Genomic DNA, 13,179 nt, shown 5'->3' with positions numbered 1-13,179 from the left:
CTCCAGATTCGGTCAGAGGCCGCCCCGTTTCCGCAGGGCAGCGAGGTCGAGAAGCGTGATGGTCCGGCCTTTGACGGCGATGAGACGCCGCGCCACCAGTGACTGCAGCGCCCGGTTGACCGCCGGTCGCGACGCGCCGATGAGCGCGGCGAGGTCGGACTGGGTCAGCCCGGGCAGGTCGACCACGCCGTCGCTCTGCCCGTGCTTGTCGGCCAACTGCAGCAGCAGCTTGGCCAGCCGCCCGCGCAGGTCGAGGAAGGCCAGGTCGGCCGCCTGGTCGGTGAGCCTGCGCACCATCCGGCCGAGCAGGCGCAGGAACTCGTCGGCCAGCCCCGGGTGCTCCCGCATCAGATCCAGCAGCCGCGCCCTGGGCAGCGCGAACACCCAGGCGGGCCGCACGGTCACGATCGAGGCCGAGCGCGGGGAGCCGTCGAGCAGCGCCATCTCGCCGAAGGTGTCGCCCCTGCCCAGCATGTTGAGGACGATCTCGTCGCCGTGCTCGGTGGTGAACACCACTTTCACCAGGCCGTCCAGCAGCACGTACAGCGACTCTCCCGGGTCCCCCTGATGGAAGATGATCTGCCCGGACCGGTATCTGCGCGCCAGCCCGGCGCGTGCCGTGCTCTGGATGCCGCTCTCGCCGAGCACGCGGAACAGCGAGATCTCCGCCAGCACGGCGGCGACCCGGTCGACGTCGTGGGGAGGTCCGCCGCGCGCGTTCATGCAAGAACTGTAGGCCGCATTGCTCCGGCGGACAGCAGGTGGTAATCGATCTCCGAAATGTGACGAGGGCCACACTCCGACTGTCACGCCCGGAACAGTCTTTTTGGATCATTCGGCGCACCGTGAGAGGGCCGGCCGGAAATGACCCCCCGAGTGTCCGGGCCGGCGGGGAGAAGGACATGCATGTGGAGACCATCGAACGCCTCGGCACCGCCGCCCTGGTGTCCGCCGCGCAGGACGGCGACGCCGTGGCGTGGGAGCGGCTGGTCGAGGAGTTCAGCCCGATGCTGCGGGCCCGCATCCGCAGGTTCCGGCTCAGCCACGAGGACGCCCAGGACGTGCTCCAGACGACCTGGCTGCTGGCCTGGCAGAACCTGAGAAGCGTCGAGGACGGCCAGCGCATGGCGGGCTGGCTGGCCACCATCGCCTTCCGCGAGTGCCTCAAGCTCAACAGGCGGACGAGGGAGATCTGCACACCCGACCTCGACTCGCTGGGCAGCACCGACGACGTGGACAGGGAACTGGCCAGGATCTGGCTGGCCGGCACCCTCGAAGAGCTGGTCGAGGAGCTGCCGGTGGCGCAACGGGTCCTGTTCAGAGCGCTCACGGAAACCTCCGAGCCCCACTACGTGGACGTGGCGCGCAGGCTGGGCAGGCCGGTAGGGAGCATCGGGCCCACCCGAGCCCGCTGTTTCGCGAAGCTGCGCGGGCTTCTCCAGGCCCGCGAGATCACGCGTGACTTCCTCGACTGATCTTCTTCGGGTCCGGTCTACTTGGTGTCCGGGTCAAGCGGGATCGCCTCCAGGAACGGCTCGAAGTCGAAGTGCGCCATCTCGTGCACGTCGGGATCGGTCTCGGCCGGGTACGCGTAGTACCGCCGCCCGCGCAGCGACGGCAGGTGGCCGACGGCGTCGGGAACGAGCCCGCGCCGCATCTCCTCGGCCAGCCCCTCGGCGAGCTCCTTGTCGAAGGGCACCTGGTAGAGCGCGTCCACCCGCTGGTAGACGCGGAAATAGCTGACGATGAAGCGCATCCGGTCGGGATAGGACACCCAGTCGGTCACCCCGGCCGTCGAGGCCGCCTGGTCCTCGGTGATGAACTCCTCGGCCAGCCTGCGGACCCGTTCGTTCCTGATCGGCGCCCACACCTGGGCCGGGTCCACGCCCGCCGGCGCGGTCAGCGGCCTGCCCACCTTGATGTCGCTGAGCGGCGTGCGCACCGAGAACAGGTGGCGGGTGTAGAGGGAGGACCACAGGTCCTCCAGCTTGCGGGTCAGCCAGGGCTGGTCCGCGTGCGTGGCGGAGTACAGGCGGAAGCGGGCGAAGCGCCTGCGCGTGACCAGCGAGCGCAGCGAGCGCCACGACACCCGGGTCAGCCAGCGCACCGGCCGGTAGAGCACCAGCTCCAGGGCCGCCTGCGCGCGGGCCTGCTCGTACGCCGACAGCGCGATGTTCGCGCCCAGCATCAGCTCGGCCCGCTCGTCGGGGTCCTCGGTCCCGGCCGCCTCGACCAGGAGCTGCGCGGCGTCCCTGAGATAGCGCGGGTCGGCCGGCGACAGCAGCCCGGTCAGGAACTCCGGCGGCGTCGGCGTCACCTGCGACTCCGGGCTGACCCGGAGGTAGCGGTCGGGCGTGTCGTTCCACAGGTTGACCGCCAGGCTGGCCGTCTCCAGGAAGATGGCGCGGTTGGCCAGCGCCAGCCCGAGCTGGTAGCTCGGCCCGAGCAGGGTGAGCAGCGCGGCCCTGAACAGCCGCTTGAACCGCTGCGGCACGCCCAGCCGGCGGCTGAAGTCCTCGATGAAGGGGGAGTCGGGACCGAGGTCGAGGCTCTCGCCGACGGCCTTCGAGGTCCAGGTGGCGTAGCAGTACCAGTTGTTCGCCTCGCGGCCCAGGTGCTCTGCGAGGTCGCCGGCCACGCGGTGGTAGCTGTAGGCGATGACCATCGCCTCGAGTGCCGCGCTCCGGTCCTTGTAGGCCGCGATGCGCAGCACGTCATCGGCGGTCATCGGAGTGTCGGACATGCAGTCTCCCGTTCGCGTCCCGTCGCCTCGAGGCGTGCTCACGGAAATAAGAGCGCCTCCAGCGGCGTCAGATACGGCCCGGCGGCCGGTTTGCCCCGTGACCGCCAGGCCAGGAGCGTAGATTGCGTCACTTGCGACGGGCTTGCAGCGGGCCGCCCCGGGCGTCGGTCCCGGGGCGGCGCCCGTCAGTCCTTGACCATGATCCTGCTGATCACGACGAATCCGCCGAGCGCCCCCGCGGAGCCGGCGGCCGTCGTCGTGGTGAGGTTGACCACCAGGTCATAAGTGCCGGGAGAAAGCTGGCCGCGCATGGGGATAGAGGCCGTATATCTGCCGGACCCAGGAGTGAACGTCATCTCCACAGGAGGCGAGGGATGCCTCGACTCGCCACCGCCCAGCAGATCGGCGATGATCTCCAACTGCCAGCGGCCGGCCAGCCAGTCGATCAGCTCGCCGGTGACCTCCCAGCTCACGTCCACGGTCCAGCCCTCATGACGATGGACGACGTTCGTGGGCTGGGCTCCGGGATCGACCACCTGGCCGTGAAGAATGCCGGCCAACTGCTCGGCCGGCACTTTCATCACCTGGAATTCTCCGGTTGCCATCGCGATCTCCTCTCCGCCGGGACGGGTCCCCGTGTGAACGACCAGAGCGATGACACCGGTGGTGAAATACGCGTCCTTTCTGTCGATAATCCGGTGATAAATCGGGGGCTTCGTCAGCGGATTCTGATGAGGTCGCCGGGGCCGGGAGCGCCGACGCGCACGCCGTTCAGGCGGACGGACGCCTCCACGGCGCAGTCCAGATAGGTGTTGAGCCCCCTGACCACCAGGTCGCCCAGCTCGCCGCCGGCCAGGCGCAGCACCGCGCCGCCGCCCTCCGCGGCGACGACCTCGGCCGTCCCGTACGGGGTGCGCAGGCCCACCGGGCCCTCGTTGCCGGTACGGACGAGCATGACGAGGTGGTGCACGTCCCGGGTGGGATGGCTGCGCAGGTACGCGTCGGCCTCCCCGTACAGGACGAGACCCTCGCCCGCGTCCGCCGGGGGATCGGCGGGGGCGATCAGGGCACAGGGGGCCAGCCGCTCGTCGAGCGTGGGCACGGGACCGTCCACCAGCACCCGCCCGCCCGCCGCCGTGTAGGCGGCCAGCAGCTCCTGCACGCGCCGGTGCATGAACGGCCCGCCGGGCACCGTGACCGTCCGGTACCCGGCCAGCTCCTCCGCCGAGACGTTTTCCAGGTCCACCAGCCCGTAGTCCAGGCCCCTGACCCGCATCCGCTCGTGGAAGGCGCGCAGCGCCCGCCCGCACTGCGGCCCCGCGGGCCCAGCCGGAGAGCCCGCAGGAGAGCCCGACAGCGCCGCGATCCCGGCGTAGGGCAGGTAGAGCCCGAAGGCGTCCCGCCGCACGGGTACGCACTCCAGGAACTCGGCCCCGTGGGCGGCGAAGTAGTCCGCCAGCGCCCGCACCACCGGCGCCTTCCCGGTGGCGGCGCCGTCCGCGTCGATGGGCGCGCTGTCCGGGTACGGCCCCTCGTGCCCCGCGTCCAGCTCGGGCCCCCAGCCGGCGGCGGCCACCCCGGTGTAGACGTTGAACCCGCTCGCCCCCGCGGCCAGGGCCAGCAGCGACTGGTGGAAGCTGGTGGCCCCGTCGATGTAGGCGGGGTCGTACAGCTCGGAGAAGCCCCAGTTCTCCTCCAGGTTCGGGCCGGGCGCGCGCTTGGCCGCGATCACGTAGCGGGCGTGCGCGTCGCGGTCGGCCGACACGACGCCCATCCAGTTGGTGAAGCCGTAGGAGATGCCGCCCCACAGCTCCGGCCGGACCCGGGCCAGCCAGTCGTCCAGCTCGGGCACGGTCGGCGGGTTGAGGTTGACGAACACCGGCAGCTCGGACCCGACGGCCCGCGCCCAGACGCGGTAGACCTCGGCCAGGTACTCGGCGTGGAAGCGCCCCCAGTCGGCCTGGGCGAGCAGGCCGGCGTCCGAGGGCCCGACGTCCGCCCACCCGGCGTACGCGGTGCCGTGGACGGCGTTGTACGCCTGCGTCGTGCCGTACCAGGACCGCAGCCGGTCACGGAAGAACGCCAGCCCCGACGGGCTGTAGTCGTAGGCCGTCAGCGGCAGCGCCCCGCTGGTGTAGATGCCCTCGTTCGCGATCTGCAGCGCGACCACCGCCTCCGCGCCGGCCAGCACCTCCTTGCCCACGGCCGACAGCCACTGGGTGGCCCGCGCCAGGAACACCGGGCCGAGCGGCGCGGGCAGCGCGCGTCCCTCGGGGGCGGCGGCGTCCGCCCAGCGCGACGGCGTGCCGGCGGAGTCGAGCAGCGGCTCGATCGCCGGGTCGGCATCGGGGCACACCCAGTCGGGCAGCCCGCCGTAGTTCACCTCGGCGTGGATGAACGGCCCCGGCTTGGCGACCACCCCCAGCCCCAGCTCGCGGCACAGCTCCAGGAAGCCGGTGACGTTCCTGGACGGACGGGTCAGGCCGGTGAAGTCGGGAGCCGTGCCCGCCTCCGGCTGGTGGTGCCGCCACGGCAGGTAGCAGGTGATCACCTCGATCCCCAGCTCGTCCCGTACGGCCCGCAGCCGGTCGGCCCACACGGCCGGATCGTCGCGGTAGTACGGATAGTCGGCGGTGACGAGCACCCGCGGCACGCCGTCGACGACGGCGACCCCGTCGCGGACCTCGATGACCACGCTGTTCCTCCCTAACCCTTCAGTCCGGTGAATGCGATGCCCTGCAGGATGCGGCGCTGGAAGAGCAGCACCACGGCGATCACCGGCAGGACGGCGAGCGTGGCGCCCGCCATGATGTAGTACGCGCGCCCGCCGTCGGGGCTCGCCACGAGCTGCTGCAGGGCCAGCGGCAGGGTGTACAGCTCGGGGTCGTTGGTCACCAGCAGCGGCCACACGAGGTCGTTCCAGTGGAACAGGAAGCTGGTGATGGTCACGACCGCCAGCACCGGCTTCGACAGCGGCAGCACGATCCGCCAGAAGATCTGCATCCGCCCCGCCCCGTCGATCAGCGCGGCCTCCTCCAGCTCGCGCGGGATCGACAGGAAGAACTGCCGCAGCAGGAAGATGTCGAGCACCGAGGCGAGGTTCGGGACGATCAGCCCCCACCCCGAGTCGAACATGCCGAGCGACTGCGTGACGTGGATGCGCGGCACGAGCAGCGTGATCGCGGGCACCATCATGCCGCCCAGCATGATCACGAAGAGCTTGTCGCGGCCGGGGAACGGGATGCGCGCGAACGCGTACGCGGCCAGCGCGTCGATCAGCAGCTTGGCCGGCACCAGCACCGCGCACACCCAGACGCTGTTGACGAAGGCGTTCCCGAGCCCGCCGACGCCCAGCACGTAGTCGTAGTTGCCGAGCGTGGCCGCCCACTCGCCGGTCCGCTTGTCCAGCGGCAGCAGGCTGGGCACCTTGGTGTAGATGTCCTGGCCGTGCTTGAACGAGGTGGCCAGCATCCACAGGAACGGCACCACCGACACCGCCGCCAGCAGCACCAGGGCCACGTAGATCGACGCCTTGCGGGCCCCGGTCATGCCGCCTCCTGCTTGACGAACCTGAACTGCAGCGCGGTCACGATCACGATGAAGACCAGCAGGATGAACGACATCGCGCAGGCCGCCCCCATCGCGTCGTAGCGGAAGGCGAACAGGTAGAGGTGCAGCACGTACGTCAGCCCCGACTGCTCGGGCCCGCCGGTCACGCTCCGCCCGTTGCCCGAGAAGATCACGTACACCAGGCCGAACACCTGCAGCGCCGCGATCACCCCGGTCACCAGCAGGTAGAACGTGGTCGGCCGGAGCATCGGGAACGTCACCCGCCAGAACCGCTGCCACGGTCCGGCCCCGTCGATGATCGCCGCTTCCTGGACGGCGCCGGGGATGCCCTTCAGCCCCGCCAGGTAGATGATCATCGAGATGCCGCACTGCCAGGCCGCGATGAACGCCAGCGCCGGGATGACCAGCTCGGGGGTGTTGAGCCAGTTCTGCCCGGGGATGCCGAACAGGCCGAGCACCGTGTTGATCAGGCCGTACTGGGGGTCGTAGAGCCAGCGCCAGATCGCCCCGACCGCCGCCTCCGCCGTGACGACCGGCAGGAACAGCAGCAGCCTGAACACGTTCGCGCCGCGCCTGACCGCGTTCAGCAGCAGCGCCTGCGCCAACGCCGCGACCAGCGTCAGCGGCACGGCGACGATCGTGTACTGCAGCGTGACCCGCACCGACTTCCAGAAGTGCGGGTACTTGACGTCGTCGAAGAGCAGGTCGGTGTAGTTGGCCAGGCCCACCCAGGCCGCGTCGGTGCGCAGGTTCCAGTCGGTGAAGCTGTAGTAGAGCGCGGACAGGGCCGGATACAGCAGGAAGACCACGAAGTAGGCCAGCGCGGGGGCGACCAGCAGCCAGCCGATCAGGTGGTCGCGGCGGCGGGCGCCCGCGCCGCGTCCGGCTCGCCCGCCGCGCCCCGCCGTCACCCGCTCCAGCACGGGTGCCGCCACGTCAGCCAGTCCAGCCGAGCAGCGCCCGCGTCCTGGCCGCCGCGTCCGTCAGCGCCTGCTGGGCGGTGACCTTGCCGGTCAGCGCCGACTCGATCGCCGGGGCGATGACCTCGTCGTTGACCTGGATCCACTGCGGCACCGCCGGCCGCGCGTGCGCCACCTTGAGCTGCTCCAGGAACGCCGCCTGCTCCGGCCCGCCCGCGACCACCTGCGCCTCGAGGTGCACGGGGAAGCCGCCGAACGCGTCCGCGACCGCGCCGTTGTGCTCCGCGCCCGCCAGGAACGCCAGCCACTTCCACGCCAGGTCGGGGTTCTTGCTGGTGGAGAAGACGACGGAGTCCTCGCCGCCGATGTTCCCGGCCGGCTCGCTCTTGTACGGCAGCGGCGCCACGCCGAAGTCCAGGTCGGGGAACTGCTCGCGGATGGTCGGCACGTCCCACGGGCCGGAGATCGTCATGGCGGCCAGGCCGTTCTCGAAGGGCTTGTCCGAGTCGGTGATCTCGCGGGGCGACGACTTCTGCAGGTCCACCCACAGTTGCAGGGCCTCCACGGCCGGCTGCTGGTCGAACAGCACCTTCTTGCCCGCGTCGTCCACCATCTCCCCGCCCGCGCCGTGCACGATCCCGGGGAACATCCACGCGCCGTACCCGTCGCCCTTGGGCACGTTCATGCCGGCCACGTTCGCGTCGGCGGCGTGCACCTGGGCGGCGACCTGCTTCAGCTCGTCCCAGGTCTTGGGCGGCGTGGGCACGAGCTTCTTGTTGTAGAAGAGGGCGACGGTCGTCTGGTCCTGGGGCAGGCCGTAGAGCTTGCCGCCGGCGCGGTTGGTGTCGAGCGCGCCCTTGTAGTAGTCGGCCTCGTCGATCAGGCCGGCGGGGACCTCCTTGATCGTGCCGTCGAGTGCGTACTTGGACACGAGGGGCTGGTCGAGTATGCCCGCGTCGGGGGCGCTCTTGCCGGCCACGGCGCTGCCGAGCTTGGTGTTGTAGTCGTCCTTCGGGATCTTGACGAGCTTGACGGTGACACCGGGGTTGGCCTTCTCGAAGTCCTGGCGGATCTTCTCGACGACCTGGCCCGCCTGCGGGGTGCGGTCCTGGTACATCCAGAAGGTCAGCTCCTTGGAGTCGCCGCCACTGGTGCCGCCACTGGCGCCGCACGCGGCCAGCCCGCTCGCGAGCACCGCCACGAGGGCGCCCCGCACAAGTCCTCGGCTCATGTCATCTCCTCATCGGGGGGATGGGCAGACCATAATCTAAGCTTCGAACAAAGTCAGGGGCCGAGCGGAAACGCTTCGGTAACGCCCGGTACACGCGCCCGTCGCAGCGTCACCGGCGCGTGTCGGGCACGCGGGGCCGCCGCCTCGCGGGCCCGCCCTTCGAGGCGTGAACCAGCCGTGAACTACCATGGCGGCGGATTTCTGAGAGGACAGGGACGAGGATGGGCACGTCAGGGCGCAGGACCGTACGCGACCTTCGCCGGGGCAACCAGGCGATGCTGCTGCGCGCGCTGTACTTCGGCGGCCCCGCCAGCCGCAACGAGCTGTCGGCCGAGACCGGCCTGAGCGCGGCCACGGTCAGCACCATGACCGGCGACCTGCTGGCCGACGACGTCATCGTCGAGGCGGGCCAGGTCGACTCCGACGGCGGCCGGCCCAGGGTGCTGCTCAAGGTCAACCCGGCCTACGGCTACGCGGTGGGCGTGGACGTCGGCGAGACCCAGGTCAAGGTCGAGCTGTTCGACCTGGAGATGAACGTACGCGCCAGGGCGCACTACGCGGTCCGCTCGGCCAAGCACGACCCCGAGCTGGTCGCCCGCCACATCCTGGCCGGCGTCGACGCGGTCATCGCCGAGGGCGAGGTGCCGGCCGGTCGGGTGCTGGGCGTGGGCGTCGGCGTGCCGGGCATCGTCGAGCCGGGCGCGGACGCGCTGGTGCGGGCCAAGACGTTCGGCTGGGAGGCGGTGCCGCTGGGCGCGCTGCTGCGGGCCGGCACCCCGCTGCCCCTCCACGTGGACAACGGGGCCAAGACGATGGGCCAGGCCGAGCTGTGGTTCGGCTCGGGCCGGGGCACCAGCGAGGCGATCATCCTGCTGGTGGGCTCGGGCGTGGGCGGCACGGTGGTGACCGGCGGCTCGATCTACCGTGGCGCGGGCAAGGCCGCGGGCGAGGTCGGCCACCTGAAGATCGTGGCCGGAGGGCGGACCTGCCGGTGCGGGGCCCGCGGGTGCCTGGAGGCGTACCTGGGGGCCGAGGCGATCCTCGACCGGGCCGGGGTCGTGGCCGACTCCGCCGACGAGGAGGCCGCACTGGCCAGGCTGCTGGAGGAGGACTCGCCGGTGATCGGCGAGAGCGTGGAGCTGCTCGGGGTGGGCCTGTCGAGCCTGGTGCACCTGTTCAACCCCGAGCGGATCGTGATCGGCGGCTGGGCGGGCCTGATGCTGGGCGGGCGGCTGCTGGACGACATCCGCGCGGCCACCGCCGCCAACACGCAGGCGCAGCCGTTCCACCCGGAGACGGTGGTGCTGGGCCGCCTCGGCCCGGACGCGGTGGCGCTGGGCGCGGCGACGCTCGTGATCGAGCCGTTGTTCGGCGGCACCGTGTCTCCCGAGTCCGTCCCTCCCATCGCCTAGGAGTCAGATCAAGCCTCGACACAAGGTCGCCGCCCTTCGTTCCGAGCGCCGCCGCTACGGTGGAACGATGATCGACGACTGGACGGCACTGGCGGGCGGCTCAGCCGCGTCCCTCGCCACCCGCGCCGAGCTGATCGCCCGCTGGTCGGAGCCGCACCGCCGCTACCACACGCTCACCCACCTCGCCGCCGTCCTGTCCGCCGTGGACCGGCTGGCCGGGCAGGCCGCGGACGCGACGGCGGTACGCCTGGCGGCCTGGTTCCACGACGCCGTCTACGACGGCAGGCCGGGCTGGGACGAGGAGCGCAGCGCCCAGCTCGCCCAGTCGCGCCTGCCCCGCTGCGGCGTGCCCGCGGGCCGGATCGCGGAGGTCGCCCGCCTGGTACGCCTCACGGCCGCCCACGACACGCTGCGGCCCGGCGACCGCGACGGGGCCGTGCTGTGCGACGCCGACCTGTCCGTCCTCGGCGGCCCCGGGTACGACGCCTACGCGCGGGCCGTCCGCGAGGAGTACGCCCACGTGCCCGACGTCCTGTTCGCCCTGGGCCGCGCGGAGGTGCTGCGCCGCCTGCTGGCCACGCCCCGCCTGTATCAGAGCGAGCCGGCCCGCGAGCTGTGGGAGGAGCGCGCCCGCGCGAACATGACCGCCGAGCTGGCCGAGCTAACGGCGCTTGCGGCGGCGCAGCCCGGCCCCGACGAGACGCCGTAGCAGCTCGCGCGAGCTGACCGCCTCCGCGCCCAGCGCCACCGCCCGCGCGTGCACGGTCTCCGGCACGTCGTAGTGATCCCGGTCGAACGCCCGCCGCGGCACCCCCAGCCGCACGGCGAAGGCGTGCAACTCCTCCAGCGAACTGTCGCTGACGAGATGCGACCACATGAGGCCGCGCGGCCCCGGCCAGTCGGGCGGATCGATCAGTACGCTCACGCCCTCAAGGGTAGAACCCGCCCGCGCACCTCGATCTCCCCCAGATCGGACACCACGACCTCACCCGGCCCGTCACTCGGCTCGTCGCCCGGTCCTCTGCCGCCGACCGCGACCACGACGCCGAACCCGCCCTTCCTGCCCGCCTCGATCGCGGGCAGCGCCGACGCCACCACCGCGACCTTGGGCGCGGGCAGATCCAGCCGCCGCGCCGCCTCCAGGAACAGCGCGGGGTCCGGCGTGCCCGGCAGGTTGAGCAGCGCGGCGTCGTTGCCGTCGACCAGCTCGTCGAACAGGTGCGCCACCCCCGCGGAGCCCACCAGCCTGCGGCCGTGCAGGCTGGCCGAGACCGCCGCCGTACGCGCGCCCCGCCTGCGCAGCTCGTGCAGCAGCGCCACCGTGGCGGGGAAGGCGGCCACGCCGTACTTGTCCACCTGGGCCATGAAGGAACGGTCCTTGGCCAGGCCGAGCCCGTGCACGGTCGGGGCGCCGGGCTCGTCGTCGGGAGAGCCCTCCGGCACGGTGATGCCGCGCGCGGCCAGGAAGGTGCGGATGCCGTCGAGGCGCGGCCGTCCGTCCACGTGGCGCAGGTAGTCGTCGCGGATGTCGAACGGCGCCGAGCGGCCGCGCAGGAACGCGTCGAAGACGTGCTTCCAGGCGGCCGCGTGCCCCTGAGCGGTGTCGGTGACCACGCCGTCGGTGTCGAAGACGACGGCGCTGATCGCGGTCAGGTCGATGACGTGCACGTTCACAGGGTGAACGTAACCGCTCTACCAGGCGACGGGTAGCTCTTTGACGCCGTAGACGATGGCGAGTTCCCTGAACGGCACCTCTCCGGCGACGCGCAGGCCGGGGAAGCGGCGCAGCAGCGCGGGGAAGGCGATGCGCATCTCCATCTGCGCCAGCGGGGCGCCGATGCAGCGGTGGATGCCGTGGCCGAAGGCCATGTGCGAGCCCGCCGTCTCCCGGCCGGGCACCACCTGGTCCATGTTCTCGCCCAGCGCCGGGTCGCGGTTGGCCCCGGTCAGCGAGCACAGCACCATCTCGCCCTTCTTGATCTGCACCCCGTGCAGCTTGAGGTCGTCGCGGGCGAAGCGCGGGAAGGCGACCTGCACGACCGTCATGTAGCGCAGCAGCTCCTCGACCACGTCCACGATGTAGCCGTCGACCTCGCGGACCTTGGCGGCCTGCTCGGGGTTGCGCAGCAGCCACAGGGTGCCGAGCGCGAGCATGCTGGTGCTGGTGTCGTGGCCGCCGGTCAGCAGGCCGTCGGCCATGCTGGCGAGCGTGCGGTCGTCCAGCTCGTCGCCGTGCTCGATCAGCAACTGCCCGAGCAGCCCCTCACCGGGGTTCTGCCGCTCCCTGGCCACCAGGTCCACCAGGTACGTCATCGCGTCGTTGATGGCCTGCAGCGACGCCTCGGGCCCGGCGCTGAGGTCGAAGCGGTCCTTGCCGATCTTGACGAACGCGGCGCGCTCCTCGTACGGGACGCCGAGCAGCTCGCACACGACCAGCGACGGGATCGGTATCGCGAACTCCTCCACCAGGTCCACCGGCAGGCCCTCGGCGCCCTTGGCCTCGATGCGGTCGAGGTGCTCGGCGACCATGGCCTCGATGCGCGGCTCCAGCCTGCGCAGGCGGCGCATGGTGAACTCGGGCGTGAGGTACTTGCGCAGCCGCGTGTGCTCGGGCGGGTCGCGGAAGCCCAGACCACCCGGGTCCTCCTGGTTGGAGCCCAGCCCGATCACGCCCGCGAAGTCGTTGCTGAAGCGCTCGTGGTCGCCGAGCACACCGCGTACGTCCTCCCAGCGGGTGACGAGGTAGACGGTCTGGCCGCCGGGGATCTCCATCGGGAAGACCGGGTGCTCGGCCCGGATGCGTGCCAGTTCGCCCACGGGGTCGAACCCGTCACGCATGAACTGGACGAGCGGGAACTCTTCTATCTCTGACATCGATATCCGTCCTGCTGGGGATACATCGCACTATGTTGGGATAAATCCCTGCACAGATGGTGCCATCCGGAAGGGTGTATGTTGCCCTCCGAAAGGACGAATTTACCTCTCACCCTCGTCCTCCTCCTGGCCGGACGGGGTACGACCGGGCCTCCGCGACAGCCCTGGTCCGGGCGGCCACGGCCCGGCGGTCGCCGGTCGCGACGGGGGACCTCGGCCCACTCACGTGCCCGCCAACGCCCTGGTCGCCTCTCCGGGCGGGGGCTCGGCGCGGTCGCGTACGGGCGGTGCGGGCATGGCCTCTCCTCGGGTCCCATTGTGCGCCCGCCGTTCGCCCCCCGGCCACCCCGAATCACCCCTGTCACCAAGACGGCATCCCCCATCCTTCCCGCCGCCCTCACCCCTTCATCCGGGGGCCCGGGACGGGCC

Annotated in this window: 13 protein-coding genes; 3 read left to right on the top strand and 10 right to left on the bottom strand. The window is 71.4% G+C overall.

The features are described 5' to 3' along the window. Positions 1–12: 12 nt before the first annotated feature. A complete protein-coding gene (locus ACZ6S0_RS00605; protein ID WP_465912431.1) occupies positions 13–723 on the bottom strand; it encodes a Crp/Fnr family transcriptional regulator in 711 nt (236 codons plus the stop codon). A 179-nt stretch (positions 724–902) separates the two neighbouring features. On the opposite strand from ACZ6S0_RS00605, the gene ACZ6S0_RS00600 reads away from it, so the two are divergent. Next, positions 903–1,475 carry an RNA polymerase sigma factor gene (locus ACZ6S0_RS00600; RefSeq protein ID WP_344875375.1) on the top strand — a complete coding sequence of 191 codons (573 nt, stop codon included), beginning with the start codon at positions 903–905 and terminating at the stop codon, positions 1,473–1,475. A 17-nt stretch (positions 1,476–1,492) separates the two neighbouring features. Here ACZ6S0_RS00600 and ACZ6S0_RS00595 read toward each other — a convergent pair whose 3' ends face one another. The 6 genes from ACZ6S0_RS00595 to ACZ6S0_RS00570 all read right to left on the bottom strand — a co-directional run bounded on the left by ACZ6S0_RS00595 (position 1,493) and on the right by ACZ6S0_RS00570 (position 8,464). Further along, positions 1,493–2,743, bottom strand: coding sequence for a hypothetical protein (locus ACZ6S0_RS00595; protein WP_465912428.1), 1,251 nt, complete (start codon positions 2,741–2,743; stop codon positions 1,493–1,495). Positions 2,744–2,928: 185 nt separating this feature from the next. After that, the gene (locus tag ACZ6S0_RS00590; protein ID WP_344875379.1) at positions 2,929–3,348 is read right to left on the bottom strand and encodes a hypothetical protein; all 420 of its coding nucleotides are present in this window, start codon (positions 3,346–3,348) and stop codon (positions 2,929–2,931) included. Between the two features lie 113 nt (positions 3,349–3,461). Next, positions 3,462–5,438: a beta-galactosidase gene (locus ACZ6S0_RS00585; RefSeq protein WP_465912425.1), complete on the bottom strand. Its 1,977-nt coding sequence runs from the start codon at positions 5,436–5,438 to the stop codon at positions 3,462–3,464. An 11-nt stretch (positions 5,439–5,449) separates the two neighbouring features. Beyond that, positions 5,450–6,292, bottom strand: coding sequence for a carbohydrate ABC transporter permease (locus tag ACZ6S0_RS00580; protein WP_465912423.1), 843 nt, complete (start codon positions 6,290–6,292; stop codon positions 5,450–5,452). After that, on the bottom strand, positions 6,289–7,248 hold the full coding sequence (locus tag ACZ6S0_RS00575) for a carbohydrate ABC transporter permease (RefSeq protein ID WP_465912421.1): 960 nt from the start codon (positions 7,246–7,248) through the stop codon (positions 6,289–6,291). The genes ACZ6S0_RS00580 and ACZ6S0_RS00575 overlap by 4 nt, the downstream gene beginning before the upstream one ends. A 1-nt stretch (position 7,249) precedes the next feature. Then, positions 7,250–8,464: a sugar ABC transporter substrate-binding protein gene (locus ACZ6S0_RS00570; RefSeq protein WP_465912419.1), complete on the bottom strand. Its 1,215-nt coding sequence runs from the start codon at positions 8,462–8,464 to the stop codon at positions 7,250–7,252. A gap of 221 nt (positions 8,465–8,685) precedes the next feature. Between ACZ6S0_RS00570 and ACZ6S0_RS00565 the strand changes: the two genes are divergently transcribed. Beyond that, positions 8,686–9,876: an ROK family transcriptional regulator gene (locus ACZ6S0_RS00565; RefSeq protein ID WP_465912417.1), complete on the top strand. Its 1,191-nt coding sequence runs from the start codon at positions 8,686–8,688 to the stop codon at positions 9,874–9,876. A gap of 67 nt (positions 9,877–9,943) precedes the next feature. Further along, a complete protein-coding gene (locus ACZ6S0_RS00560) occupies positions 9,944–10,585 on the top strand; it encodes an HD domain-containing protein (protein WP_465912415.1) in 642 nt (213 codons plus the stop codon). Here ACZ6S0_RS00560 and ACZ6S0_RS00555 read toward each other — a convergent pair. From ACZ6S0_RS00555 to ACZ6S0_RS00545, 3 genes are read right to left on the bottom strand one after another with little or no spacing between them, the layout of a single operon-like run. Then, the gene (locus ACZ6S0_RS00555; protein ID WP_465912413.1) at positions 10,538–10,801 is read right to left on the bottom strand and encodes a DUF4031 domain-containing protein; all 264 of its coding nucleotides are present in this window, start codon (positions 10,799–10,801) and stop codon (positions 10,538–10,540) included. The genes ACZ6S0_RS00560 and ACZ6S0_RS00555 overlap by 48 nt on opposite strands. Next, positions 10,798–11,544: an HAD family hydrolase gene (locus ACZ6S0_RS00550; RefSeq protein ID WP_465913356.1), complete on the bottom strand. Its 747-nt coding sequence runs from the start codon at positions 11,542–11,544 to the stop codon at positions 10,798–10,800. The genes ACZ6S0_RS00555 and ACZ6S0_RS00550 overlap by 4 nt, the downstream gene beginning before the upstream one ends. Positions 11,545–11,568: 24 nt before the next feature. Beyond that, the gene (locus ACZ6S0_RS00545; RefSeq protein WP_465912411.1) at positions 11,569–12,750 is read right to left on the bottom strand and encodes a cytochrome P450; all 1,182 of its coding nucleotides are present in this window, start codon (positions 12,748–12,750) and stop codon (positions 11,569–11,571) included. Positions 12,751–13,179 lie beyond the last annotated feature (429 nt).

The organism is Nonomuraea sp. NPDC051298, from assembly GCF_055586305.1.
Note: the sequence above shows the minus strand (reverse complement) of the source record. Positions and strands in the feature narration are given on the sequence as shown.